Genomic DNA, 25,200 nt, shown 5'->3' on the forward strand with positions numbered 1-25,200 from the left:
GCATAATTCCGGGCGCAGATCCTTGGGAGGAATGACCGTTGACGCTACGACATCAGATCATCGCATTGGCGATCGTCCCCCTCGTCATCTCGATCCTCGCGATCACCACCTTCATCACCTGGCAATCGGCAAATCTCGCCAAGAACAGCATCGAGACGTTCGAGCAGAACATGCTGAAGACGAGGGAAGCCGAGATCCTCAATCTGACCAATCTTGCCCTATCGGCCATCCAGACGATCTACGACAAGGCCGGCCCCGACGACGAAGCCGCCAAACAGCAGGTGGCTAGTATTCTGACCTCGCTCGACTACGGCAAGGACGGCTATTTCTTCGTCTACGATTATGACGGAAACAATATCGTTCATCCGCGCCAGAGCTTCCGGCATGGGCAAAACTGGCTCGACCTTACCGATCCCGATGGCGACAAGGTGATAGCCGAGCTGATCGCCACGGCAAAGGCGGGCGGCGGCCTGCACCAGTACAAATGGCAGAAACCTTCCACTGGACAGATCGCCGACAAGCTCTCCTTCGTCGTCAGTCTCGACAAATGGCACTGGGTGGTGGGAACCGGCGTTTATCTGGACGACGTCTTTGCCCAGAGTGCCGCCGCCAACAAGGTGATGCGCGCCAACATAAGACGGACTTTCATCATCGTCGCGCTGATCGCCGTGCCCGCAGTGCTCGTCGTTTTCACCACCTGCATGCTGCTGACCTTCCACGAACGCCGCATGGCCGACAGCCGGCTCAAGGAGCTGACGCAGCGGGTCATCGACACCCAGGAAGAGGAGCGCACCCGGCTGGCGCGCGAGCTGCATGACGGCATCTCCCAAAATCTTCTCGGCGTGCGCTATGCGATGGATCTCGCCGGCCGCAAGGTCAGGACCAATGTCGACGAGGCGGCACTGACCATCGAGCGCGGCGTCGAGGCGCTGAACGGCGCCATCAAGGAAATCCGGCTGCTCTCGCATGATCTGCGCCCGCGCGTGCTCGACGATCTCGGCCTGACGGCGGCGCTGGAGGCACTGTGTCATCACTTTGCCGAACGGACGGGGATCGAGACGACGATCGACGCCTCGGGCTTTGCCGGCATGCTGAAGGCGGAAGCCAGCACCGCCCTTTATCGCGTCGCCCAGGAAGCCTTCAACAATGTCGAACGGCATTCGGGCGCCTCGAAGCTTTCGGTCAAGCTCTGGAGCGACGGCGGCCGCGCCCGAATGACCATCTCCGACAACGGCACCGGCTTCGATGGCGCTAGGGATGGCACGTCCGGCGGCTCGGGCCTCGGCCTGCGCAACATGCAGGAGCGGATGGCGCACTTCCGGGGCCTGCTTCTCATCAACAGCAGCGAGGCCGGCACGACGCTGACGGCGATGATGCCGAGATCGGCCAATCTTGCCCCTGGCAAGCAGGCGCAAGCCGCATGACGGAACGCCCGAAAATCAAGGTACTCCTGATCGACAACCATCCGCTGGTGCTGGACGGATTGAAAGCCGTGCTCGAGACATTCGATCATATCGAGGTCGCCGGCACCGCCGGGCTAGCGCAAGCCGGGCTCGATATCGCCCGGCAGATCCAGCCGCAGGTGGTGCTGATGGACATCAACATGCCGAAGCTCAGCGGCATCGATGCGATCGAACTGTTCAGGAGCGAACTTCCGCAGACCCGCGTCGTGATGCTCTCCATGCATGACAGCCGGGAATATATCTCCTCCTCGGTCATGCGCGGCGCCGCCGGTTATGTTCTGAAAGACGTCTCCACAGAGGAGATCGTCGCGGCGATCGAAACCGTCTCGGATGGCGGCACCTATTTCTCCTCCGGCGTCTTCGACGCGCTGATGGGGGAACGGGCGGAGGAGGGGAGCGACCCCTTGACGCCGCGCGAACGCGATATCCTCGGGCTGATCGTTGCCGGCCGGAGCAACCGCGAGATCGCCGAAGTGCTCGGGATAAGCTCTGCCACGGCAGAAACCCATCGCAAGAACCTCAAAAAGAAACTTGGCATCGCCACCACCGCAGGCCTGATCCGCTACGCGCTCGATCACGGCATCGCCTCGAAAATCGACGCAAATTCGCGCCTACCCACTTCTGGGTAGAGCCCGGTATTTCAGCTCTGCGCCCATCTTGTGAGGACAAAACCGACGCCCTAGGACTCCATTCGCGGCTTGCCAAGCGCCAGCCGTTGGGAGGAATTCACATGCGTTACATCAGCTTCCGATCCGCCGGAAAAGCTCGAGCGACCCGAACCGGGCCTGCTGCCGGCGCCGGTGACAGACCTGCCTTCCACGCCGACAACTGGAACATGGCGACCGCAGACCGCGGCGCCTGAAAGGTACTCCGACATGGAAAAACCACGTAGCAAGGCAGCGCTATGGCTGCTGATCATTCCGTACATAGGTCTGCTCTGGCCGCCATTCTACAATCTTCGTGAGCCGTCGCTTTTCGGCTTCCCCTTCTTCTACTGGTATCAGCTTCTCTGGGTGCCGATCACTGCGACGCTGACCTGGATCGCCTATCGGAGCGTTCGCCATGACGACTGACATCAACGGCACGGCGCTCGCCGTCTTCATCTTCTTCTTCGCCCTCGTCACCGTCATGGGTTTCGTCGCCAGCCGCTGGCGCAAGCCCGAGACGCTCGCCCATATCGATGAATGGGGTCTCGGCGGCCGCAACTTCGGCACCTGGATCACCTGGTTCCTCGTCGGCGGCGACTTCTATACCGCCTATACAGTCATCGCCGTCCCGGCGCTTGTCTATACCGTCGGCGCCTACGGTTTCTTCGCGCTGCCCTATACGATCGTCGTCTATCCCTTCGTCTTCATGGTCATGCCGATCCTGTGGAAACGCGCCAAGGATTTCGGCTATGTCACGGCCGCCGACGTTGTTCACGGCCAATATGGATCGCGCGGTCTCGAGCTCGCCGTCGCGGCAACGGGCGTCATCGCCACCATGCCTTACATTGCCCTCCAGCTCGTCGGCATGACGGCGGTATTGAAGGCGCTCGGACTGCACGGCGAGCTGCCGCTGGCGATCGCCTTCATCGTGCTGGCGCTCTACACCTATTCGGCGGGCCTGCGCGCCCCGGCTCTGATCGCCTTCGTCAAGGACATCATGATTTATATCGTGGTGATCGCAGCGGTCGCGCTGATCCCGTCGAAGCTCGGCGGCTACGCCAATGTCTTCGCATCGGCTGACGCGGCCTTCCAGGCCAAGGGTTCCGGCAACCTGCTGCTCGGCGGCAATCAGTATGTCGCCTATGCCACGCTCGCTTTCGGTTCGGCACTGGCGGCCTTCATGTATCCGCATACGCTGACCGGCATCTTTGCCTCCAACAGCGGCAAGACGATCCGCAAGAATGCGATCATGCTGCCCGCCTATACGCTGCTGCTCGGGCTTCTGGCGCTGCTCGGCTATATGGGCCATGCCGCCAACCTGAAGCTCGACAGTGCCAATGATGTCGTTCCGACCCTGTTCAAGACGCTGTTTTCGGGTTGGTTCTCCGGTTTCGCCTTTGCGGCGATCGCCATCGGGGCACTGGTGCCGGCGGCGGTGATGAGCATCGGCGCCGCCAACCTCTTCACCCGCAATTTCTGGAAGGCCTATGTCGACCCCAAGGTCAGCGATGCGGGCGAAGCCAAGGTCGCGAAAGTGACGTCGCTGGTGGTGAAGGTCGGCGCGTTGCTCGTCATCATCTTCCTGCCGACGCAGTTCGCACTCGACCTGCAGCTGCTCGGCGGCATCTGGATCCTGCAGACGCTGCCGGCTCTTGTCTTCGGTCTCTATACCAACTGGTTCCGCGCACCCGGTCTGCTTGCCGGCTGGTTCGTCGGCTTCTGCGGCGGCACCTACCTCGTCTGGGATGCCGGCTGGAAGCCGCTGCATATGATCAGCCTCGGCGGTGAACCCTTCACCGTCTATACCGGCCTGCTGGCGCTGGCGGCAAACATCGCCGTTGCGGTCGTGGTCAACGCCCTGCTTCCGGCCAAGGTCCCGGCCCGGGCGTAAGATAAAAACACGAAGGGCAGCAAACGCTGCCCTTCGTCGCCTACCTTTTCAGCGGAGGCTGAAGAGAAATCTGACGATTAAAACTCTTCCCAATCGCCGGCCAATGCTGCGTTCCCCTGGGTTGCACTCCCCTGGAACGACCTGCTGACCTTGGCAATCATCTGGCGCGCTGGCGAAACCACGGGCTGAGCATGCGCCGGAGCCGGCTGCGACATGCGCCTCGATGCCACCGCTCCCCCAATGTTGAACTGACCCAGGAGCTGAAACAGTGCGTCGGCTTCCTTGGCGAGTTTGTGAGCGGCGGCTGTGGCTTCCTCGACCATCGCGGCGTTCTGCTGCGTGCCCTGATCCATCCTGTTGACGGCGGTATTGATTTCCTTCAGCCCCGTCGCCTGCTCCTGCGAGGCGCCGACAATGGCCCCGACATTGCCGTCGACCTGCTGCACCTGTACCGCAATCTCCTGCAGGGCCTTTCCGGTTTCGCCAACCAGGGCGACGCCGTTTTTGACATGGCCGTTCGAAGCGTTGATCAGCTCCTTGATTTCCTTTGCCGCCTTGGCGGAACGCTGCGCCAGTTCGCGCACTTCCTGGGCAACAACGGCAAAGCCCTTGCCTGCTTCACCGGCGCGGGCCGCTTCGACGCCGGCGTTCAGCGCCAGCAGGTTGGTCTGGAAGGCGATTTCGTCGATGACGCCGATGATGCTGCCAATCTCGGTGGCGGAGGATTCGATCTTGCCCATAGCATCGACTGCGTCGCGAACGACACCGCCCGAGCGTTCCGCATTGTCTTTCGTCTTGCGGACGAGCTGGCCTGCCTCCTGAGCCCTGTTGCTGGAGTCGGCGACGGTGGTGGTGATCTCTTCCAGGGCAGCGGCGGTCTCCTCGACGGAGGCGGCCTGCTGCTCGGTCCGCTTGGCGAGATCGTCCGAAGCGGAGCGGATCTCCTGTGCGCCGGCCGCGATGGCGCTGGCGTTCTCGGCAACCTTTTGCATGGCGGCACGGAGCTTTTCGACCGCGGAATTGAAGTCGGCTCTGAGTTTTTCCAGAGACGGGATGAACGGCGTGCCGATCTGCTGCGTGAGGTCGCCATTGGCCAACGCCTGCAATGCACTGCCAAGCTGGCCAACGGCCCGGTCCGTCTGCTCGGCAAGGGTGCGGCGCTCGTCGGCATCCTGTTCGAGCCGGTGACGTTCCGCCACGGCCCGCCTGGCTTCCGCATCGGCTTCCCGCTCCGCCTTTGCCGAAATGGCGTCGCGCAATCCCGCCACGGCGCGGGCAAGCTTGCCGATCTCGTCGCCGCGCGCTTCGAGGCGACGATCGCCATCGAGATTGCCCTCCGCCATCGCCTTCAGCGAAAGCTGCAGTTTTGCCAGCGGGCCAACGATCGTGCGTGCGGTAATGACCGCGGCGAGGACGGAAAGAAGAGCCGCGATGCCCAGCGCCGTCAGGACGATCGGCTTGAAGCCGCTGGCCGTGCTGCGGACGTCTCCACCGATCGATTTGTTCAGTGCTTCCTGGTAGTCGATGAATTTGTTGATGGCGCCGAGCCAGGCATCGAAGGCCGGCCGCGCCTGTTCGAGCAGGATCTTGCGGGCAGCCTCGCCGTCACCCTTTCCCTGCAGCGCGCTGATCTGGGCGACCAGGGGATTGGTTTTCGCTTGGATGTCGGCGATCTCCTTCAGGATGGACTTCTCCTGGTCCGTCGCACCCGCCGGAGATGCGACCATATCGGCCATGCGCTTTTCGTTCTCGGCATAAGAAGCCGCGAGCTTTTCGATCAGTGCCTCGGCCGCCTTGCGCTCATCGGCAGAGGTCACCAGGGTCACGTCGCGAATGGCAATCGCCCGGTCGTGCACGCTGCCGCGATAGTTGATGGCGAACCGCTGTTTGACGCTGTTGACGTCGTTGATCGTTTCGAGATTGCTGTTGATCTCCGCGACCTTGACCGCCGAATAGATGCTCAGGCCGGCCATCAGCAAGATCAGGAAGCTGAAGCCAAGGGCGAGACGCATCGCGACCCCGAAATTCTGAATGCTCTTCATTGCCACTCTCCGTCGTATGGGAGGTTTGTCACAGGTGTCTTGCCCCAGGATCGTTCGCCTCATCTCGTTCAAATGTGGGACCCCGTTGTCCCGAGCAGCCGATAGGCACTCCCGCACGCGGAAGCGATGCCATGCGCCTACGACCGCGCGTTGTTTCCTGAGCAGAGCCAACGCATCGAAATGCGAGGCGCCTGCGTCATGGTAACAACGTCGATTTCATACGAGATTCGGATCCCGGCCCGCCGTCATGGCGTAGGTGACGATCTCTGGGAACGCCGCTCCGATACCTTAAAAATAAGGTGATATATTTTAGAGAGTGTAAACGACGCCGAGAGGGGTCACTCTGCTGCGCTTTTTGTATATTTTTTCTGTATTTCTGCGCAAAACGTCTGATTTTCGTACGCGAAAGTATATTTCAAGTTGCTACATAGAAAGAGGCTTATCAACTGTTGCAGAAAATAGTGCCGAATGTTTGCGGGAGCGCGAGCCGATGTCATCGCGAATTATCTTCTGGCGGATTGGTCTTTGACCGACAGGCTGGAGGCAGCACTGCATATCGCGGACGCCAACTTCTACGCCCCAAGAATGCCGGCCGCCACCGCTGCGTGGCGACGGCGGCCTAACGCCTGGTGCTCACCGGCTGCTCCGCGTGATGTCAGGCGACACGCGGAGGATATTCGTTGGCAGCGAACACGTGATGATGCACTTTGCCGGTGAAAAGCTTCAATAGCTCGCCGGTGACCTCGCGGCTCTGAAACCGCACGTCGGAGAGAAGTGCTGCGTTCACAGCCTCCATGTGAGGATACCGGATGGCCAAGGCCATGGCGTAGACCGGAGCACCCTCGTCGCGCTCCACCCCGTCCAGCACCCGTATTTCCTCCGCACCCGGAAATTGCGTCCAGAGAGGAACGAGCTGCTGTCTCACAAAGTCGCGGAATTCCTCTTCCCGACCGGGATGGATTTCGCCCTCAAACAAAGCATAACGAATGATCATAGGTTCTCTCTTCCAAAACTCGCCGGAGCTGGATCGGTATTGATGTGATGTCAGGGATCAGGGCGTACCGGTTGGTACGCCCTGCTTGAAAGGCCTATTTGCCCCAGATCTTCTTGTATTGATCGCGATAGCCATTATCGGGATCGAAGCTGTTCTTCGGTCCGCCGTCGAACTCGACATTCTCACTGGTCACCACGTGCAACGGCGAGACATAGCCCGACCACGGCGCGCCGGCGAAGGCGCGGTTCAATTCATCGACGAGCTGCCAGCCCTGCAAATTGAGCGGCTCGGCCACCGTGACGGCCTGGTACTGCTTGGCACGGATACGCTGATAGGCGCTCTCCGAGCCGTCACCGGCCGCGACATTCACCGGCTTGCCGTCGCCGGCAATGCCGGCCGAGGCAAGCGACGGGCCCATGAAGTCGTAGTAGAGGTCGTTGATCGCCAGAGAATGCGTCCACTTGGCGCCGTACTTCTGCAGCAGCGACGTCGTCAGTTGCGGCATGCGCTGGGAGGTTTCGGCGATCGGCGTGTCGACATATTCGAGGACGGTGCCGCCGAGATCTTCGATCTCCTTCTTCATGCGGTCGGCCTTGGCTATCGCGATCGCGTAGGTGGAGTCGGTGAAGATGATGACGCCCGGCTTGCCGCCGGCATCGACGAAGGCCCAATCGGCCGCAGACTTCGAGACTTCCATCGCGTCGGTGGTCACATTGGCGAATACGCCGACCTCAGGAACCGGCCCGACCGCCGAGGCGGCGTGCCAGGAAACCATCGGAATGCCGGCGGCCTTCGCCGCTTCCATCGCAGGCTTCTGCTCGACGGCGTCGAAGCCGTTGATGATGATGCCATCGGGCTTCAGCGCCATGGCCTGGCCGAAAGCCGCTGTGCGCCCGCCGATCGAACCGGCGCCGTCCAGCGCCTTCACCGTCCAGCCCAATGCGCCTGCCGCTTCCTGAACGCCGTTGACGACGCCGAGGATGCCGCCGTTCTTCATATCGGCAGCAAGAATGACGATGTTCTTGCCGGTGGCGCCCTTCGGGCCGCTCGTCGGGCCATCCCAGGCGCTCACCTTGGACGCATATTTCTCGACCACGGCCTTGGCGTCAGCCATCGAATCCGCCATCGCCGGCACGCTCAGCATGAGGGCGACGGTTGCGACCGTTGCCTGCATTAAAGTCCTGCGCTTCATGTTCACTCCTCCATTTTGTTTGTTCTGGAATGCCGGATGAGCCGGCATCCTCATTTGGATGCGGGTGTGATCCTCCTCACAGCTCCGCGCTTGCGCTGGGCATAACCTGCTATGCCGATGGCAATCAGCAGTGTCACGCCGTTGAACAGCGGTTCGACGAAGAACGACCCGCCGAATTGCTGAATTCCCGATATGCCGACCGCCAGGATGATGACGCCGATCAGGGTCCCCCAGACGTTCACCCGTCCCGGCTTGATCGTCGTTGACCCGAGGAAGGCGCCGACAAGCGCCGGCAGCAGATATTCGAGGCCGACGCTCGCCTGGCCGATGCGCAGCTTCGAGGCGAGAAGGACGCCGGTCAACGCCGCCAGCAGGCCCGAGGTGACGAAGGCGCCGATCACGAATTTGCGGACGGGAATGCCATTGAGGGCCGCAGCCTTGGGATTGGCGCCGATGGCATAGAGATAACGGCCGATCGGCAGGTATTCGAGGACGATCCACATGCAGATCGCGATCAGCAGCACATAGAAGCCGGTGATTGGCAGGCCGAAGAGCATGGTGCCGTTCAGCGCATAAAAACCGTCCGGCAGGACACCGACCACCTGCCGGCCGCCGGTGTGCCAGAGGGCAAGCGCGTAAAGAACCGTTCCGGTGCCGAGCGTGGCGATGAAGCTGTCGATCTTGGCGACTTCGACGAGCAGGCCGTTGATGAAGCCTGTGAGGACGCCGAGCGCGAGAACGATGACGACCGCGACCGGCCAAGGCAGGCCGTAGGCGGTCTGCAGGCTGATGGCGAGAATATGCCAGAGCACGATGCCGTAGCCGACGGTCAGATCGATGCGGCCCGATGCCATCGGGATCATTGCGGCCAGCGACAGAAGCGCGATGATCGCTTTGTCGGAGACGATCGAGCGGACGTTCAGCACGGTCGGGAACGTATCGGGCAGGAGTATCGAGAAGAGCACGATCAGGCCGGCGGTCAGGATGACCAGACCGTAAACCGGTATCAGGCGTCCGATCTTCTGGCCGGTGGACAGGCCGGTCATTTCGCTCTTGGTCGGCTCCAGCGCGGTGGATTCTATGGATTGCATGGCTGTTCTCCCGATGGCTCAAGCCGCTTCCGACGCCGAGGCGGCGGTGATGACCGCCTCCGTGGTCAGGGCGCTTCCACTCAGTTCGCTGACGATTTTCCCGCGCGAGAAAACCAGCGCGCGGTGGCAGATATGGGCGATTTCCTCGAAATCCGTCGAGACCACGACGACCGCGAGCCCGGCTTCCAGCGCCTGGGTGATCAGGCGGTAGATTTCGGCGCGCGCGCCGATGTCGACGCCGGCGGTCGGGTCTTCGGCGACCAGCAGCTTGCGGCCGGTCGCCAGCCAGCGGCCGACGACCACCTTCTGCTGGTTGCCGCCGGACAGCGCCTCCACCGGCAGATCCGGATCGTTCGGCCTGAGGCCGACGGAATGGCCGATAGCATGGGCAAGATCGGCTTCGCCACGCGGCGACATGAAGGAGAAAATCCCGCGGCCGACGGCGCCCGGATTGAGATAGGTATTTTCCCGAATGGAAAGCGACAGTGCGACGGATTCCTCCGTCCGGTCACGGGCAATCAGACCGATGCCCGAGGCCATGGCCTGCCGCGGGCTGGAAAGATCCGGCGCCTCGCCATGCAGCAGAACCGAGCCGTTGAAGGGCTCGCAGCCGAACAGCGCCCGGCCGATCCTTTCCTGGCCGGCGCCGCGCAGCCCGGCCAGACCCAGCAGCTCGCCCTCGCGAATATCGAAGGAGATCGGGCTGGTGCCGGCGCAGACGAGGTCACGAACCTTGACGATCGCCTTGCCGGGCTTGATCTCACTCTTGGAAAAAAGACTGTCGCCGCTGCGGCCGATGATCATCGTCACCAGTTCGTCGGGGGTGGTCTCGCTGACCGGCTTCTGCCCGACCATGCATCCGTCGCGCAGCACCGCAACGCGATCGGCGATGCGGAAAATCTCGTCCAGCCTGTGGGAGACATAGATCATGCCGACGCCGCGCTCCTTCAGCGGGCGGATGGCGTTGAACAGCCGATCGACTTCATCGGCCGGAAGGCTCGCCGTCGGCTCGTCGAGCACCAGAACATCGGCTTCCACCGCAAGGGCGCGGGCAATGGCGACAAGCGATTTTTCGGTGCGCGACAGGGCCGAGACCCGCGTCGTCGGATCGAAGTCGCAGCCGACGAGCTTCAGCGCTTCCTTGGCCCGCGCCTGCGTCCTGTTCCAATCGATGAGACCGCTTCGCATCGAGAAGCCTTGCGACAGACCCATATTCTCGCCGACCGTCATCCACTCGATCAGACCGAGATCCTGATGGATGAAGGCGACCGGCTGCCGTTCGTTCGGTTTCGGCGGGCGATGATGGTAGCTCTGGCCGCGAAAGAGGATGTCGCCATGATCCGGCTTGTAGATGCCGGCAAGCGTCTTAATCAGCGTCGATTTGCCGGCGCCGTTTTCGCCCAGCAACGCAAGGATCTCGCCCTCGCGCAGATCGATCGATACGTCACGCAGCGCCTGCGTGCCGCCGAAGTTCTTGGTGATCGATTGGAACTCCAGCAGTCTCTTGGCTTCCACTGTGGCTCCTCCCAAAGCTGCAGCTCTTATAAAAAGATGTTATCGATAACATTCATCGGTAGTCAAGCGGAAAGTGACAATTCCCACCCCGCAAGATGAGGTCAGTGGCGCGAAATCCGTCGAGGAGATGCATCATCTCGGCGGAGTCCTTCGGCCCAAGGCCGGCGGCGCATAGCAGGCGGTGAATCTCCACCACCACACCCGTCATCGGCAGCGGCGTCTTGGTCTTCAGCGCAAAGGCCTGAAGCGAGTCCAGGTCCTTCAGCATGTTGTCGATCCGGCCCGTCGGCGAGAAATCCCGGGCGGCGAATTTTGCCATGAATTCCTGCAATATCCGGCTGTCCGCCCTGCCGCCGGCAAGCGCTGCCGGAATGGCTGAGGGATCGACGCCGCCGGCTTCGGCGAGCTTGACGGCTTCGGCGACCGCCTGAAACAGCACGGCGCAGAACAGCTGATTAATCAGCTTGGTGGTCTGCCCGGCGCCGGAGGCGCCCATCAGCGTATAATTGGCGGCAAGATGCCGCATCACCACGCGCGCCCGCTCGAAATCCTCGGGGCTGCCGCCGGCCATGATCGTCAATTTGCCGCCGAGCGCGCCGGGCACGCCGCCCGAAAGCGGGCAATCCACCCATGCCATGCCCGTTTCCGCACGCAGCCGCTTCGCCATATCTGCCGTTTCGGCGGGATCGATGGAGGACATGTCGATCAGCAGCTTGTCGGCGCATGCCGCCGCCGCAACCCCCTTCTCGCCGAAAACGACGGCGCGGACGATGCTGGCGTGATTGAGACTGAGCACGCAGAATTGCGAGGCGGAGACCGCCTCCTCCACGGAAGCAGCTGCGCGAGCCCCCTTGGCTTCCAGCGCCGCAACCTTTTCGGCATCAAGATCGAAGACCGTTACTTTGTGCCCGGTCTCAATCAAGCGCGTGATAATCGCCGTGCCCATGATGCCGGCACCGATGACTGCGATGTCTGCTCTATAATCATCCTGCATGAAACCCTCCCTTGACGGCCGCGCCTCTCAGCTCCTCACAAGCCAGCGCCACCATATCATCCAAAGCCATATCGATCGTCACAGTGACCACACCGGCTTCACCGGTCGGCGGTTCCAGCGTCTGCAACTGGCTATCGAGCAGCGACGCCGGCATGAAATGGCCCTGACGGGCCTGCATCCGCGACAGCAGCAGATCGCGCGACCCCTCCAGGAAAACAAAGGCCAGGCGCCCGCCTGCCGCCTGCCTCAACCTGTCCCGATAGCTTCTCTTCAGCGCCGAACACGAGATCACCAATCCTTGCGACGCGTCTTGCGCGGCCTTTATTTCCACGCCGATCCGGTCGAGCCACGGCAGGCGGTCATCATCGGTGAGCGGTATGCCCTTCGCCATCTTCTCGACATTGCGAGCCGGGTGGAGCTGGTCGCCCTCCACAAACCGCATGCCGTTTCGAGCGGCGATGCCCTCGCCGACCGAGGATTTGCCGCAACCGCTGACACCCATGACCACGACGGCCAGAGACGGCGCTTCTTTCTCGAGCTCCATCGTCGCGTCTCTGTCAGAGGCAGGTCGTGATGCCGCCATCGACATAAAGCGTGTGGCCGTTGATGAAAGACGAGCCGCGGCCCGAGAGGAAAACGGCGGCACCGACCAGTTCCTCGACATTGCCCCAGCGACCGGCCGGCGTCCGCTTCTCGAGCCAGGACGAGAATTCGGGATTGTCGACGAGCGCCTGGTTGAGCGGCGTCTTGAAGTAACCCGGCGCGATCGCATTGATCTGCAGGCCGTGCTTGGCCCAATCGGCGCACATGCCGCGCGTCAGGTTGCGCACCGCGCCCTTCGTCGCCGTATAGGGGGCAATGCCCGGGCGGGCCAGTTCGCTCTGTACGGAGGCGATGTTGATGATCTTGCCCTGACCGCGAGCGATCATGGCTTTGGCAGCCGCCTGGCCGACGTAAAACACGCTCGAAATATTGGTGGTCAGCAAAAGCTCCCATTTGTCCGCCGGAAAATCCTCCAGAGGTGTGCGAAACTGCATGCCGGCATTGTTGATCAGGATGTCGAGCGGCCCGATATCGGCCTCAATCGCATCGATGCCCGCTTTGGCGGCGTCCTTGCTGGTCACATCGAAGATGGCCGCATGGGCAGACAGTCCTTGAGCCTTGAGGCTCTCGACCGCGCGTTTGACGCTTTCGGGCGTGCGGCCGTTGATGACGACCTCGGCGCCATGCTGCGCCAGGCCCTCGGCCAGCGCATAGCCGATCCCCTGGCTGGAGCCGGTGATCAGGGCAAGCCGTCCGGTCAGATCAAAAAGGTTCTTCATGCAAATAACTCCTCCGGTGTCGCTGCGAATGACGGCTTATACCGCCACTTCAGGTGAAACTCACTTGACATCGCTTGTCCGGATTATATGTTATCGATAACATAATCAACTGTCAAAATGCGGTGGAGACGGAATGCCTGAGGTAGAGATCTTGATGACCGGAGCCTATCCGGAATGGGATATGGTCGATCTGGAGGCGAAGTATTGCGTTCACCGCCTGTGGGAAGCGACAGACCGGCAGGAGCTGCTCGCAAGGGTCGGCAAGGATATTCGCGCCATCGCGACGCGCGGTGAACTCGGCGCCTCCGCCGAGCTGATGAAGCAATTGCCGAAGCTGGAGATCGTCTCCTGCTACGGCGTCGGCACCGACGCTATCGACTTGTCCTATGCCCGCGCCAACGGCCTTCGCGTCACCAATACCCCCGATGTGCTGACCGAGGACGTGGCCGACATCGCCATCGGCCTGCTGCTTGCGACGGCCCGGCAGATTCCGCAGGCCGATGGTTTCGTCCGCGCCGGCCAGTGGGGCAATGTCGCCATGCCGCTGGTAACGCGGGTCTCCGGCAAGAAGGTCGGGCTCGCCGGCATGGGGCGGATCGGCAAAGCAATCGCCAGGCGGGCTGACGCTTTCGGCTGCGACATCGCCTATTTTGCCCGCAATGAGCACAAGGATGTCGCCTATGCCTACCAGCCGGACCTGGTGGCGCTTGCCGATTGGGCCGATTTCCTGATCGTCATCGTCCCCGGCGGACAGGCGACGATGAAGATCATCAATGCCGAAGTGCTGAAAGCGCTCGGTCCCAACGGCATGCTGATCAATGTTTCGCGCGGGACCACCGTCGATGAAGAGGCGCTGATCGCGGCCCTGCAGAACGGCACCATTCAGGCTGCCGGCCTCGACGTCTTCCTCAACGAACCGAAGATCGATGCGCGTTTCCTGACGCTTCAAAACGTGGTGTTGCAGCCCCATCATGGCTCCGGTACCGTCGAAACCCGCAAGGCCATGGGTCAACTGGTCAGAGACAATCTCGCCGCGCATTTTGCCGGCAACCCGCTTCCAACTCCCGTCGTGTGAGGGTTTCGCTATGAAAGCCATCGTCATTCATGCCGCCAAGGATCTCAGGATCGAGGAGCGCCAACCGGAGGTTGCCGGAGAGGGGCAGGTTGAGATTGCCATCGAAGCCGGCGGCATCTGCGGCTCCGACCTGCATTATTACAATCATGGCGGCTTCGGCACCGTGCGCCTGCGCGAGCCGATGATCCTCGGCCATGAGATCGCCGGCACGGTCAAAGCGCTGGGTGCCGGCGTGAGCGATCTTGTCGTCGGAGACCGTGTTGCGGTGTCTCCGAGCCGGCCGTGCAATCATTGCCAATATTGCCTGAAGGGACAGCAGAACCACTGCCTCAACATGCGCTTTTACGGCAGCGCCATGCCGATGCCGCATATTCAGGGCGGCTTTCGCCAGCGGCTGGTGGCGGAGCGCTGGCAATGCCACAAGGTCGCCGACGGCATCTCCATTCACGAAGCGGCCTTCGCCGAACCCTTCGCCGTGACGCTGCATGCCGCCAGCCGCGCCGGATCACTGCTGGGTAAACGGGTGCTCGTCACCGGCTGCGGCCCGATCGGCATGCTGGCGATCGTTGCTGCGCGCGTTCTCGGCGCCCGCGAAATCGTCGCGACCGATGTGACCGACAGCGTTCTGGCGATCGCCCGCACCAGCGGTGCGGATCGAACGATCAATGTCGCGACGCATGCCGCCGACCTCGCCGCCTACGGCGCCGACAAGGGATATTTCGACGTCATGTTCGAAGCATCGGGCAATGAGCGGGCGGTGCGCGCCGGTCTGGAAGTGCTGAAGCCCCGTGCCGTTCTCGTGCAACTCGGCCTTGGCGGCGATGTCTCCATCCCGCAGAACATGATCGTCGCCAAGGAAATCGAGATGCGCGGAACATTCCGCTTTCACGAGGAATTTGCGCTTGCCGTCGAGCTGATCAACGCGCGACGCGTCGATCTGAAGCCGCTGCTGACAGGTGTCTTTAAGATCGATGAGGCCGTCGCCGCCTTTGAATTGGCAAGCGACCGCAGCAAGTCGATGAAAGTCCAGATCGCCTTCTGACAAGGCACGGATTACCGGGCGCTTCGATCCGTGCTCTCGCGCAACACGACCCTATAGCCGGTCAGTATGATCTCGTCGCCGGTCGCCTCGCCGCCCGCCTGCAGGGCATCGAGCAGGCGGACGGCGGCCTGACGGCCGATGCCGTAACAGTCGACATTGATCGTGGTGATGCTGGGATGACAGATCGACGAGATCTCGTAGTCGCCGAAACCGGCAATGGCGATATCTTCAGGCACGCGCATTCCCCTGCGCTTGCATTCCATGATCGCACCGAAGGCTGAAAGGTCGGAGACGCAGAGAACGACTTCCGTGTCCGGCCAGCGCTCCAGGAGGCTCATCACCGCCTGGCCGCCCTGTTCCATGGTGATTGGCGGCACGCCGAAGGAAATCGCCCTGCCCGGTCCCAATCCCAGTTCGTCGACGGTCTTTAAAAACCCGCTTCGGCGCTGGCTGCCGCGCGTATCGCGCGCCGTCGTTCCCCCGATATAGCCGAACCGCCGATAGCCTTGGCTTGCAAGCGTCCGGACCAGCAGCGACATCGCCTCGCTATTGGAAAAGCCGACGACATGATTGATCGGCTCTTCTGGAATTTCCCAGGTTTCAACCACCGGAATGCCAGCCTTATCAAGCATGCGCCGCGCCCGGTCGGTATGCGAGCCGCCTGTCAGGATGATACCCTCGGGGCGCCGGCGCAGCATCGCTTCGATCAGCTTCTCCTCTTTCTCGGCGGCATAGTCGGTGTAGCCGAGCAAAAGCTGAAGGCCGGTATTCTCCAACGCATCGGTGATTCCGCGGGCGGTGTCGGAGAAGTTCGAATTGTTGATGGAGGGCACGAGCGCCGCGATGAAGCCGCTGCGGCGCGAGGAAAGGCTGCCGGCCGAGAGATCGATGACGTAACCGAGCGCATCGACCGCTTCCATGATGCGCTTCCGCGTCTCTTCGGAAACGCTTGCATCCTGGCGAAAGGCGCGCGAAACGGTCATGGCCGATACACCGACATATTTGGCGACTTCGGCCATTGTCAGCTTCTGGGCGTCTCCTCCCTTAGGACGTTTGTCTTTTGGCTCATCCTCGTTTTTCACTAGCCCCGCCCTTAAACAGCTTCCGAGTTGGCAACTGAGGATACGATAAAGTTATCGCTATCATCGCACAATGGATATTATTGCTGGAGTGCCGCGTTTCACAGTCCACTGCTCTGTACGTAGGACACAAAGCAGGACAAAATGGTATCGATAACAATTTTTGCGAGGAGAGGCGTCATGTTCGGGGAAATCGAGGGTACGGGGTTCGAGGTGCTCGACCCGCGCTTTGAAAACTGCTTCGTCGGCCATGCGCGCGTCGAGCGGCTTTGGACGGGCGGCCGCTGGCTGGAGGGGCCGGCCTGGTTTGCCGCCGGGCGCTACCTGATCTTCTCCGATATCCCCAACAACCGCCTCATGCGCTACGACGATACAAGCGGGCAGACATCTGTCTTCCGCTCGCCCAGCAACAACTCCAACGGCAACACGGTCGACAATCAGGGCCGGCTGATCACCTGCGAGCATCTGACGCGCCGCGTCACGCGAACCGATTTCGACGGCGGGATTACCGTGCTGGCCAATCGGATTGCCGGCAAACGGCTTAACTCGCCCAACGACGTCACAGTCAAATCCGATGGCACCGTCTGGTTCACCGACCCGAGCTACGGCATCCTCCACGATTATGAGGGAGACTACGGCGAAGAGGAAATCGGCGGATGCCACGTCTACCGGCATGATCCGGCAACAGGCGCAACCGATCGGATGACTTCGGATTTCATCAAGCCGAACGGGCTGGCGTTTTCTCCCGACGAAACCGTGCTTTATGTCGCCGATACCGGCGGGACGCACCTATCCGGCGGTCCGCGCCATATCAGAAAGCTTGCTGTATCGGGTGATGGAAAGCTCACCGATCTCGGCATTTTTGCCGAATGCACCGCGGGATTTTTCGATGGTTTTCGCGTCGACCGGAAGGGAAGGATATGGACGAGCGCCGGCGACGGTGTGCACTGCTATGATCCAGATGGCACGCTGATCGGCAAGATCCAGATTCCCGAGATCGTCTCCAATGTCGCTTTCGGCGGCGAGAAACGAAACCGCCTCTTCATCACCGCAACCACGTCGCTCTATGCCGTGTATCTGACGGCCAACGGCTCGAGACTGGGATAGAGCCGGCTGTCGTTCCGTTCTCGGGGTGAGGCGTTGAGTGGGGTGGTCGACCTGCGAAGCAACCGACAAGCGTGCGGCAGTCCGCACCTTTTTTCTGTTCCTCAGCCCACGACCTGTATTGGTGGGCCTCTGTTTCATACTGTGGGCTGATTGACCATATTGATTATCAGCCCACAGACTGAAGGCGAAGCTCCTCGTCCACTGAAAATCCAGCTTAATCTTCAAACGCCCAGCAGCCAGGGCCGCCTTTTTCAGGCGGCCCGTTGCCGTGCTTCTCTCCTCATCGCTGACTGAGGCCGTCAGCCAACCTGACGAGACCCAGGAAATCGGATCTGTAGCCGAAGGCATCCGCCCCCCGCGATGCCGCGGCGAGATCGCCGATCGCCTGATAGGAATAGGCGTCGAGGGCACTGGTGCGGCTCAGTTTCTGGCCGAAGGCGGCAACGGCCACCGAGAAGCGGACGTCCTGCGGCGCAGCATCGATGGTGGCAACCTTGTTGTTGTCGTCGACGGGCGTGGTGATCAAGGTGCTCTTGTCTTCGCCCGGCCGCTTGTAGCGCATCTTAACGAAGGCAAGCTCGCCCTGATGCGCGCTGCTTGGTGTCTCCGCCGATGCCCTATCGGCGGCGCCATAACGCAGGTCGTCGTTCATCACCGCGGGGCTTCCCTTGGGCGTGATCTCGTAGATCGCCGTGACGCTGTGGCCGGAGCCGATATCACCGGCATCGACGCGGTCATTGTTGAAATCCTCGCGTTTGAGGGCGCGTGTCTCGTAGCCGATCAGCCGGTATTCGGCGATCCGTTCCGGGTTGAACTCGACCTGGAACTTGACGTCCTTGGCGATCGGAAACAGCGTCGATCCGGCCTCTTCGACCAGCGTCTTCTGCGCCTCCGCGAGCGTGTCGATATAGGCGGCGCTGCCATTGCCGTTCTGGGCCAGCGTCTGCATCAGGGAATCGTTGAGATTGCCGCGACCGAAGCCGAGAACGGTGAGGAAGATGCCCTCCTTGCGCTTCTCCTCGATAATGCGTTTCAGATCCTCGTCGCTCGACGGGCCGACATTGAAGTCGCCGTCCGTCGCCAGCATCACCCGATTGACGCCGTCCTTGACGAAAGCCTTTTGGGCAAGATCGTAGGCCGCCTCGATGCCCTCGGCACCGCCAGTCGAGCCTCCAGCCTCCAACCTGTCGATCGCCGAGAGGATTTTCGCTCTTTCCGACACCCGCGTCGGCTCGAGCACCGTGCCGGCATTGCCGGCATAGGTGACGATGGCGACGGTATCGTCGGCCTTCAGCCTGTTGACCAGCAGGCGGAAGGAACTTTTCAGCAGCGGCAGCTTGTCAGGCTCGTCCATCGAACCAGAAACATCGATCAGGAAGACCAGATTGGCATGCGGTGCGGTCGCCGGCGCGATGTCGTAGCCCTTGATCGCCACATGCATCAGTTCCGTGTCGTGGTTCCACGGTGTCGGCATCACGGTCACGGTCGCCTTGAATGGCTGCTCGGCATTTTCAGGCCTCGGCCAATCATAGGGGAAATAATTGATCATCTCCTCGACGCGCACCGATTGCGGATCGGGCATTGCCCCGCCGGTGAGCGATCGGCGGACGAAGGAATAGGAGGCGCTGTCGACATCGGCGGAGAAGGTCGAGACCGGATCGGTCGCGACACTCTTGATCGGATTTGCCGCAGCATTGGCAAAGCGCTCGCGACTGGAATCGACTTGAACCTGCATACTGCTTTCCGTCGGCGGAGCAGGCGAGGGGGCGACGGCCATCGGCTCCGCCAGCTGCTGCTGGGGAGCAGCGGCACTTGGTGCAACAGAGCGTTTGGCCCCTTCGGACATTGTACCACCCGGCCTATTTAAGAGGGCGGAGATGTCGTCGGAATTGAGATCAGATTTCCGCGCCGCGACCGCCTGCTCCTTGTCCTGCAAGGCTTGAGCGCTGTCGGCCGCCGCGGATTGGGGCAGCCGGTTCTCTTCGGTCACCGCTTCGGAAAGCGCGGGCGCGGCCGGCCGGCCAGTCGGTATCGGCATTTCCTTTTTCGAAACAGTGCCGGCGATCCTTTCCTGGTCGATAATCGGTTGGTTGCGGGTCAGCTCGAAGGTGAGATAGCCGGCGGCGGGAATGACGAGCAGCGTCGCAAGGGCTGAACCGGCGAGGAATTTCTTGTTCACGGCAGGGCTCCATATCAGGTTGATGATGGAGCTTGGACGCCAGCCTTTCGCGTTTCCTTGGGCTGCCGCCGCATTATTTTCTGCGCTGTCGAAGGCCTGAATCGCCGCCGCAAGGGCGCGTGCACGCGCCTGCGGATCGGCTGCCGGCGGTGTCAGGCGGGAGAGCTTTTCGAGTTCCTTGTCCATCATACCTCTTCCTTGCCGAGCATGGCCTTCAGCCTCTTGCGCGCCTCGTGCACCTGCCAGGACACGGTCGTTTCCGAGCAGCCCATGACATCGGCGGCCGCCGAATGGCTGAGGCCTTCGCCATAGACGAGCAGCACGGCGTCGCATTGCCGTTCCGGCAAAGCGCGCACGGCCGCCCATAATGCGCTCGACAGCTCGTCGTCGTTTCCGCCCGGCGCATCCTGCTGCGGTTCGGCGGCGTAAGCACGGAATGTCTGCTCTTCCCGTGCAAGTCTGCGTCTATGGTCGCGGGCGGCGTTGAGCGTCAGCGTGTAGAGCCATGTCCTGAAGCGGCTGGCGCCGCGAAAGCCGCGGATGGCCGCGCCGAGCTTGACGCAGACCTCCTGGGCGATATCGTCAGCGTCGGTGGAACTGCCCGACCATCGCCATGCCGTCGCGTGAACGAAATCATAATGGCGCGAGACCAGTTGCCCGAAGGCCTCCCGGTCACCTCCCTGCGCTCGTTCTATGAGCTCCGCATCCAATGCGCACCTACCCCCAAGCTATCAAGCAAGATGCTATTTCGGGATTGAGACGTTTCTCCGATAGCTTTCCTTGGGTCCACGCCAAAAAAATTTTGCGAATTTTGAATGGGCTCGAAATAATCGAGCGCCGCGACATAAACGGGTCGCTGCCGGACACATCGGTTCCATCGCAAAGGCGCAAGATGACGGCAGAGTCGGCCAGGGACATGGATCTGCATGTTCCAAATCGAAAGGACCCTCAATGTCCGCTCCAACGCCTGTCCCCACCGAAAAGGGCATCCTGCAATTTCTCGCAATTTGCGATGCTTTTTATCCGCCGGATGCGATCGAGGCGTCGATCGAACAGCAGCGGCATTGGTACGATGCTCTTTGCGCGCGCTTCGACCGACCGCTCCCCCCGGATATGATCTTTGCGGACGGTATGGTTCAGCGCATACCGATCCGGCGCTACCGACCGCGCAAAATCGTCACGCGCACCATTCTGCTCTATCTTCATGGCGGCGGTTTTGTGGTCGGTTCGCTTGAGAGCCATCATGCCATTTGCGCCGAGATCGCCGATTTCGCCGGCGCGGAACTCGTCTCGGTCGATTATCGGCTCGCGCCCGAATATCGCTGGCCGGCGCAGACGGATGACGGTTTTGCCGTGCTGAAACATCTGCTTTCCGCCGGGAGCAAGGTCGTGCTGATCGGCGACAGCGCCGGCGGCAATCTTGCGGCCGGCCTTGCCTTGCGCGCACGCAATGAGGAGCTATCAGGCGTCGTCGGCCAGGTGCTGATCTACCCGGCGCTCGGCGGCGATCTTGCCGCGGGTTCCTATGTCGAAATGGCTGCGGCGCCCGGCCTGACAACGGCGGATGTCACCTATTATCGCACGATCCTGCAGGCGCCTGACAATAGTGCGATCGCCGAGCCGCTGCAGGCGCCGTCGCTTGCCGGGCTGCCGCCGGCCTTCATCACGGTCGCGCATTTCGATCCGCTGCGCGACGACGGCCGGCAATATGCCGCCCGGCTGGCTGCTGAGGGCATCGTGGTCTCATTCCGGGAGGAGCCGCAGATGGTGCATGCCTGGCTGCGCGCCCGCCACATGAGCGATGGCGCCAAGGACGGCTTTCGCGCGATCTGCGAGGCCGTCCGGCATTTTGCGACCGCCTGACGATCACATCAGGTCGCGGGCGATCTTCTTTTCCGCGAAGACCTTTTCGAAGATCTGCACGTCATCCTCGAATGCCGTGACGATGGCGCTTATGATCCAATCGGTCGCCGTGCAGGCAATCCGCGCAGTTGCGACGGTGCGGACGAACCAGCCGGCGCGCCGCATGTCGCAGGTCCAGGTCGAAATCCCTGTCATCGACAGCGGATCATTGGGTGAGATCGACCAGACTTCCTCCCGCAACTGCCGGGTCGACAGGCCGGTCTCAGGATGTTCGTAGAGCCCCGTATCCTCATGAATGCGATATTTCGTGCGGTTGGACGAAAGGTCACGGACGACCTGTCGTTTGGTCGCGGCGGCGGCATGCTCGATATATTTCGGTAAAGGATCGGGATTGGCCGGTTCGTCGATTTCAATGCTCCTGTGTTCGCCAAGCATCGGCAGCCCAAGACCAAGCGAGGCAATATCGATATCGAACCCTTCGTGTTCCGGCGGCGGCAGGATCATCGGCCAATAGGCGGTGGAAAGCGAAAGGCGGATGCGATGGCCCTTGCGGAAGCGATAACCGCAGGCATCGAGCACAAGCCGGAGCGACACCGTCTCGCCCGCGGTCAGTGGTTTCGGATCAGCGTTGCCGTCGCGATGGGTGAGGTTGACGGCGCCGAAGGCGACCCGCGTTGCCGTGCCGTCAGGATGAACATCGACGAGCCGGGCGCAGAGATTTCCGCTCGTTGCCCGGGATCGCAGCGCAAGCGTCAGCACCGGCCGGCCGAGATAGTCGTGATCCCGCGCCAGCGGCATCGTATCGAAGACCAGCGAGCCGGCGTCGTCAGTGCGTTGATCGATCGCCATTTCGGCGTCGGGCTTGAGGGTGAAATATTCACCGGATGCCGTGCCGGTATCGAGGGGAGAACTCAGATAGACCGGATGCTCCGGCGCATGCGGGATCGGCATGCCCTCCGTCAGCCTGCCGAATTGCTCGACATAGAAGCATTGCATCTTCGGCGGCGACCAGCTGTCCTTAGCCACCCAGAAACCAGGATCGCTGTCACGCCGCGGCGCCGGGCGGACGGCATCGAGAATATAGGCGCGGGCCGGCGGCAGCCTGTCGATGCCGTTATCTTCGCCACGCAGCCATCTGTTCCACCAGGCGATCGCTTCGGCATGGAAATTGGCGCGCGGCTTCGGCCAGGCGAAATGCGGATATTTGTGCACCCAGGGGCCGATCAGCGCCTTCGCCTTGTCGCCCAGACCCTCGACCGCCATCAGCGGGGTATTGCGATAGCCGTCGGCCCAGCCGGCAATCACGAGCGCCGGGATTTCGACGCTCGAAAAGTCCTCTGAGATCGAGCCGTGACGCCAGAAGTCATCGCGCCGCTGATGGGTCAGCCACTCCTCCATGAAAAAGGGTTCGCCTGCCAGGCGCTCAAGCCACATCTCCTTCCAGCGCTCGCCGACAAGTGCCGGATCGGGAGGACGTGACTGGTAGCCAAGCATCGTCGCCGCCCATGAGAGCTGGGCGGAGAGATGGCAGCCGTTCTTATAGTGGATATCGTCATTGTAGCGGTCGACGGTCGAGGCGATCGAGATGACGGCTTTGAGCGCCGGTGGGCGCAGGGCTGCGACCTGCAGGCTGTTGAAGCCGCCCCAGGAGATACCCATCATGCCGACCGCGCCGTTCGACCACGGCTGCGCCGCAATCCAGGCGATCAGCTCGCAGGCATCGGCAAGCTCACGCTCGGTATATTCGCCGTCGATGACGCCGTCGGATTCCCCCGAACCGCGGATATCGACGCGCACCCCGGCAATGCCGGCGGCGGCGAAGACCGGATAGGTCGACTCGTCCCGGGGGCTGGTCCCGTCCCGCTTGCGGTAGGGCAGGAACTCGAAGACCGACGGCACGGGATCGTTCTCCGCGCCCTCGGGCATCCAGATGCGCGCCGCAAGCCGCGTTCCATCCTTCAAGGTGATCCACTGATTTTCGATGGTTGTGAAGCTGCGGTCTGACATTGTCATATATCCAGAAGAGCTTTAGGCATTAAGCCACACGCGGCTGCCGATGTAGCCGTTGGACATATCGTTGCCGATATCGTCGACATATCCCTTCAGCATTTTCGAAGAGGCCATGATGTAGTCGTTGAAGACGGGCAGGATCAGACCGCCATCGTCTCGCACCATCAGGGCCAATTGCCGATAAAGCACCTTGCGCTTGGCCTCATCGAGTTCTGACCTTGCTTGCAGAACCAATTTGTCGAAGTCAGGGCGCTTGAAACGCGTGTCGTTCCATTCTGCAGTCGACAGGTAAGAGGTGGAATACCGCGAATCCTGGGTCGGACGACCGCCCCAGAACGAGGCGCAGAAGGGCTGCTTGTTCCAGACATTGGTCCAGTAGCCGTCTTCCGGTTCGCGCTTGACGTCGATCGTGATGCCGGCCTTGCGCGCGCTTTGCTGGAACAGGATCGCCGCATCCACAGCGCCCGGAAAGGCTGCGTCTGACGTGAGCAGCTGAATGGAGCGGTCGAGACCCGCTTTCTTGAAGTGGAAGGCGGCTTTGTCTGGATCATAAGGGCGCTGCTCGATATCGGTCGGGGCGAGAGCGTAGTTGGAATTGACCGGATAGTCGTTGCCGATCGCTCCGTAGCCGCCCAGAACCATCTCGAGGATCGCCTGACGATCGATGGCATATTTCAGCGCAAGCCGAAGATCGGTGTTGTCGAAGGGAGCCATGTCGCAATGCATTAGGAAACAATAGAAGCCCTTGCCTGCATTCCGGAGGATTTCGACGGTCGGTGCTCGCTGCAGCATCGGGACTGTCTTGGGATCGACATTGTTGACGAAATGGACTTGGCCGGAGGCAAGTGCGGCAACGCGGGCGGTGTTGTCGTTGATGACGAGGATCTCGACACTGTCGACAAAGCCGCGGTCGGAGCGCCAATCCTTCGGGTTTTTTTCGAAGGTTGCGTGAACGCCCGGTTCGAAGCTTTTTAGAATGTAAGGACCTGTACCGATGGCCGCCGCAGGCTTGTCGAGGCCGCCCTTCGGTTGGATGATCAGGTGATAGTCGGTCAAAAGCAAAGGCAGGTCCGCATTGCCTTCCGAAAGTGTGAGGACAAGGTCGCCCGCTTTTTCGTCGATACCGGTGATCGAGGCCATGAGCCCCAGAGCGCCCGACTGCGAAATCTTGTCCGCATGTCGCTTCAATGTCGCGACGATGTCCGCGACGGTCATCTTGCTGCCGTCGTGAAACTGCACGTCGTTCCTGATTTTGAAAGTCCAGACGGATGCGTCCGCCGATGGCGTCCAGGAAGTCGCCAGCGACGGCAAGGGCGTACCGGTCTTAGTGTCGGATTCGACAAGTGTGTCGCCCCAGAGACGGCCAATTACGAACAACACGGAGGCGCTATAGGTCGCGGGGTCGAGCGCATCACTGGTGGCGCCGCCCTTGAGACCGAGTTTCAGATGACCACCGCGCTTCGCTTCCTGCGCGCGGGCATCGCGCGGCATCAGGAGGCCGGAGGTGAGGGCTGGCAAAGCACCCAGCGCGACGGCACCGCCAACGAAGTGACGGCGGCCGATACTCAGAGGCGAAGTTTGATCCTTTTCACGTGTCATTTCAGTTCCCTTTTCAACGTAATTGGAAGGGAACGTAGAGATCAGGCTGCTTCACGCAATTTCGCGACTTGACGCATCTTTGAGCGAGTTTACGC

General features: G+C 61.6%; 21 protein-coding genes. 8 read left to right on the forward strand and 13 right to left on the reverse strand.

Going from position 1 to position 25,200, the window contains the following annotated elements; all coding sequences use genetic code 11:
- Positions 1-38 precede the first annotated feature (38 nt).
- From C4N04_RS14775 to mctP, 4 genes are all read left to right on the forward strand, one after another.
- A complete protein-coding gene (locus tag C4N04_RS14775) occupies positions 39-1,424 on the forward strand; it encodes a cache domain-containing protein (RefSeq protein ID WP_106796377.1) in 1,386 nt (461 codons plus the stop codon).
- Complete coding sequence (locus C4N04_RS14780; protein ID WP_106796378.1) at positions 1,421-2,092, forward strand: response regulator transcription factor; 672 nt, start codon at positions 1,421-1,423, stop codon at positions 2,090-2,092. Before C4N04_RS14775 ends, C4N04_RS14780 begins: the two co-directional genes overlap by 4 nt.
- A 246-nt stretch (positions 2,093-2,338) precedes the next feature.
- The gene (locus C4N04_RS14785) at positions 2,339-2,536 is read left to right on the forward strand and encodes a DUF3311 domain-containing protein (RefSeq protein ID WP_007539443.1); all 198 of its coding nucleotides are present in this window, start codon (positions 2,339-2,341) and stop codon (positions 2,534-2,536) included.
- Positions 2,526-4,001 (forward strand): sodium:solute symporter family monocarboxylate transporter, encoded by a 1,476-nt coding sequence (gene mctP, locus C4N04_RS14790; protein ID WP_040113042.1) that lies wholly within the window; start codon positions 2,526-2,528, stop codon positions 3,999-4,001. Before C4N04_RS14785 ends, mctP begins: the two co-directional genes overlap by 11 nt.
- A 77-nt stretch (positions 4,002-4,078) precedes the next feature.
- Here the strand turns inward: mctP and C4N04_RS14795 are convergent, their stop codons facing one another.
- The 8 genes from C4N04_RS14795 to C4N04_RS14830 all read right to left on the reverse strand — a co-directional run bounded on the left by C4N04_RS14795 (position 4,079) and on the right by C4N04_RS14830 (position 13,151).
- Positions 4,079-6,043, reverse strand: coding sequence for a methyl-accepting chemotaxis protein (locus C4N04_RS14795; RefSeq protein WP_106796379.1), 1,965 nt, complete (start codon positions 6,041-6,043; stop codon positions 4,079-4,081).
- 655 nt (positions 6,044-6,698) lie between these two features.
- The gene (locus tag C4N04_RS14800; protein ID WP_106796380.1) at positions 6,699-7,037 is read right to left on the reverse strand and encodes a hypothetical protein; all 339 of its coding nucleotides are present in this window, start codon (positions 7,035-7,037) and stop codon (positions 6,699-6,701) included.
- Between the two features lie 94 nt (positions 7,038-7,131).
- Complete coding sequence (locus C4N04_RS14805) at positions 7,132-8,229, reverse strand: substrate-binding domain-containing protein (RefSeq protein ID WP_096769208.1); 1,098 nt, start codon at positions 8,227-8,229, stop codon at positions 7,132-7,134.
- Positions 8,230-8,279: 50 nt separating this feature from the next.
- A complete protein-coding gene (locus tag C4N04_RS14810; RefSeq protein WP_106796381.1) occupies positions 8,280-9,320 on the reverse strand; it encodes an ABC transporter permease in 1,041 nt (346 codons plus the stop codon).
- A gap of 18 nt (positions 9,321-9,338) precedes the next feature.
- Positions 9,339-10,835: a sugar ABC transporter ATP-binding protein gene (locus C4N04_RS14815; RefSeq protein WP_106796382.1), complete on the reverse strand. Its 1,497-nt coding sequence runs from the start codon at positions 10,833-10,835 to the stop codon at positions 9,339-9,341.
- Positions 10,836-10,887: 52 nt separating this feature from the next.
- Positions 10,888-11,829, reverse strand: coding sequence for an NAD(P)-dependent oxidoreductase (locus tag C4N04_RS14820; protein ID WP_106796383.1), 942 nt, complete (start codon positions 11,827-11,829; stop codon positions 10,888-10,890).
- Positions 11,819-12,373, reverse strand: a complete 555-nt coding sequence (locus tag C4N04_RS14825) for a gluconokinase (RefSeq protein WP_106796384.1) — start codon at positions 12,371-12,373, stop codon at positions 11,819-11,821. The genes C4N04_RS14820 and C4N04_RS14825 overlap by 11 nt, the downstream gene beginning before the upstream one ends.
- A gap of 13 nt (positions 12,374-12,386) precedes the next feature.
- Positions 12,387-13,151, reverse strand: a complete 765-nt coding sequence (locus tag C4N04_RS14830; protein WP_097580880.1) for an SDR family oxidoreductase — start codon at positions 13,149-13,151, stop codon at positions 12,387-12,389.
- A 133-nt stretch (positions 13,152-13,284) separates the two neighbouring features.
- Here C4N04_RS14830 and C4N04_RS14835 point away from each other — a divergent pair, with 133 nt between their 5' ends.
- The gene (locus C4N04_RS14835) at positions 13,285-14,226 is read left to right on the forward strand and encodes a 2-hydroxyacid dehydrogenase (protein ID WP_106796385.1); all 942 of its coding nucleotides are present in this window, start codon (positions 13,285-13,287) and stop codon (positions 14,224-14,226) included.
- 10 nt (positions 14,227-14,236) lie between these two features.
- A complete protein-coding gene (locus tag C4N04_RS14840) occupies positions 14,237-15,268 on the forward strand; it encodes an L-idonate 5-dehydrogenase (protein WP_096763861.1) in 1,032 nt (343 codons plus the stop codon).
- An 11-nt stretch (positions 15,269-15,279) separates the two neighbouring features.
- Here the strand turns inward: C4N04_RS14840 and C4N04_RS14845 are convergent, their stop codons facing one another.
- On the reverse strand, positions 15,280-16,350 hold the full coding sequence (locus C4N04_RS14845; protein ID WP_096763860.1) for a LacI family DNA-binding transcriptional regulator: 1,071 nt from the start codon (positions 16,348-16,350) through the stop codon (positions 15,280-15,282).
- 177 nt (positions 16,351-16,527) lie between these two features.
- On the opposite strand from C4N04_RS14845, the gene C4N04_RS14850 reads away from it, so the two are divergent.
- The gene (locus C4N04_RS14850; protein ID WP_106796386.1) at positions 16,528-17,454 is read left to right on the forward strand and encodes an SMP-30/gluconolactonase/LRE family protein; all 927 of its coding nucleotides are present in this window, start codon (positions 16,528-16,530) and stop codon (positions 17,452-17,454) included.
- A gap of 280 nt (positions 17,455-17,734) precedes the next feature.
- Here the strand turns inward: C4N04_RS14850 and C4N04_RS14855 are convergent, their stop codons facing one another.
- Entirely contained in the window at positions 17,735-19,822 is a 2,088-nt protein-coding gene (locus tag C4N04_RS14855) for a VWA domain-containing protein (RefSeq protein ID WP_106796387.1), read from the reverse strand.
- Positions 19,819-20,343, reverse strand: coding sequence for an RNA polymerase sigma factor (locus C4N04_RS14860; RefSeq protein WP_009985105.1), 525 nt, complete (start codon positions 20,341-20,343; stop codon positions 19,819-19,821). The genes C4N04_RS14855 and C4N04_RS14860 overlap by 4 nt, the downstream gene beginning before the upstream one ends.
- 241 nt (positions 20,344-20,584) lie before the next feature.
- Here C4N04_RS14860 and C4N04_RS14865 point away from each other — a divergent pair, with 241 nt between their 5' ends.
- Positions 20,585-21,496 carry an alpha/beta hydrolase gene (locus tag C4N04_RS14865; protein WP_096763857.1) on the forward strand — a complete coding sequence of 304 codons (912 nt, stop codon included), beginning with the start codon at positions 20,585-20,587 and terminating at the stop codon, positions 21,494-21,496.
- Positions 21,497-21,499: 3 nt separating this feature from the next.
- Here C4N04_RS14865 and C4N04_RS14870 read toward each other — a convergent pair whose 3' ends face one another.
- The gene (locus tag C4N04_RS14870; RefSeq protein ID WP_106796388.1) at positions 21,500-23,503 is read right to left on the reverse strand and encodes a CocE/NonD family hydrolase; all 2,004 of its coding nucleotides are present in this window, start codon (positions 23,501-23,503) and stop codon (positions 21,500-21,502) included.
- Positions 23,504-23,524: 21 nt separating this feature from the next.
- Complete coding sequence (locus C4N04_RS14875; protein WP_106796389.1) at positions 23,525-25,105, reverse strand: ABC transporter substrate-binding protein; 1,581 nt, start codon at positions 25,103-25,105, stop codon at positions 23,525-23,527.
- Between the last annotated feature and the right edge of the window lie 95 nt (positions 25,106-25,200).

It is taken from the genome of Rhizobium sp. H4, from assembly GCF_003013335.1.
Lineage (GTDB): Bacteria > Pseudomonadota > Alphaproteobacteria > Rhizobiales > Rhizobiaceae > Rhizobium > Rhizobium sophoriradicis.

Bases quoted from the DNA above. Each gene is read 5' to 3' on its own strand.
- C4N04_RS14780 (WP_106796378.1), top strand. From the start codon at position 1,421: ATGACGGAACGCCCGAAAATCAAGGTACTCCTGATCGACAACCATCCG.
- C4N04_RS14785 (WP_007539443.1), top strand. From the start codon at position 2,339: ATGGAAAAACCACGTAGCAAGGCAGCGCTATGGCTGCTGATCATTCCG.
- mctP (WP_040113042.1), top strand. From the start codon at position 2,526: ATGACGACTGACATCAACGGCACGGCGCTCGCCGTCTTCATCTTCTTC.
- C4N04_RS14795 (WP_106796379.1), bottom strand. From the start codon at position 6,043: ATGAAGAGCATTCAGAATTTCGGGGTCGCGATGCGTCTCGCCCTTGGC.
- C4N04_RS14800 (WP_106796380.1), bottom strand. From the start codon at position 7,037: ATGATCATTCGTTATGCTTTGTTTGAGGGCGAAATCCATCCCGGTCGG.
- C4N04_RS14805 (WP_096769208.1), bottom strand. From the start codon at position 8,229: ATGAAGCGCAGGACTTTAATGCAGGCAACGGTCGCAACCGTCGCCCTC.
- C4N04_RS14810 (WP_106796381.1), bottom strand. From the start codon at position 9,320: ATGCAATCCATAGAATCCACCGCGCTGGAGCCGACCAAGAGCGAAATG.
- C4N04_RS14820 (WP_106796383.1), bottom strand. From the start codon at position 11,829: ATGCAGGATGATTATAGAGCAGACATCGCAGTCATCGGTGCCGGCATC.
- C4N04_RS14825 (WP_106796384.1), bottom strand. From the start codon at position 12,373: ATGGAGCTCGAGAAAGAAGCGCCGTCTCTGGCCGTCGTGGTCATGGGT.
- C4N04_RS14830 (WP_097580880.1), bottom strand. From the start codon at position 13,151: ATGAAGAACCTTTTTGATCTGACCGGACGGCTTGCCCTGATCACCGGC.
- C4N04_RS14835 (WP_106796385.1), top strand. From the start codon at position 13,285: ATGCCTGAGGTAGAGATCTTGATGACCGGAGCCTATCCGGAATGGGAT.
- C4N04_RS14840 (WP_096763861.1), top strand. From the start codon at position 14,237: ATGAAAGCCATCGTCATTCATGCCGCCAAGGATCTCAGGATCGAGGAG.
- C4N04_RS14850 (WP_106796386.1), top strand. From the start codon at position 16,528: ATGTTCGGGGAAATCGAGGGTACGGGGTTCGAGGTGCTCGACCCGCGC.
- C4N04_RS14855 (WP_106796387.1), bottom strand. From the start codon at position 19,822: ATGATGGACAAGGAACTCGAAAAGCTCTCCCGCCTGACACCGCCGGCA.
- C4N04_RS14865 (WP_096763857.1), top strand. From the start codon at position 20,585: ATGTCCGCTCCAACGCCTGTCCCCACCGAAAAGGGCATCCTGCAATTT.
- C4N04_RS14870 (WP_106796388.1), bottom strand. From the start codon at position 23,503: ATGTCAGACCGCAGCTTCACAACCATCGAAAATCAGTGGATCACCTTG.
- C4N04_RS14875 (WP_106796389.1), bottom strand. From the start codon at position 25,105: ATGACACGTGAAAAGGATCAAACTTCGCCTCTGAGTATCGGCCGCCGT.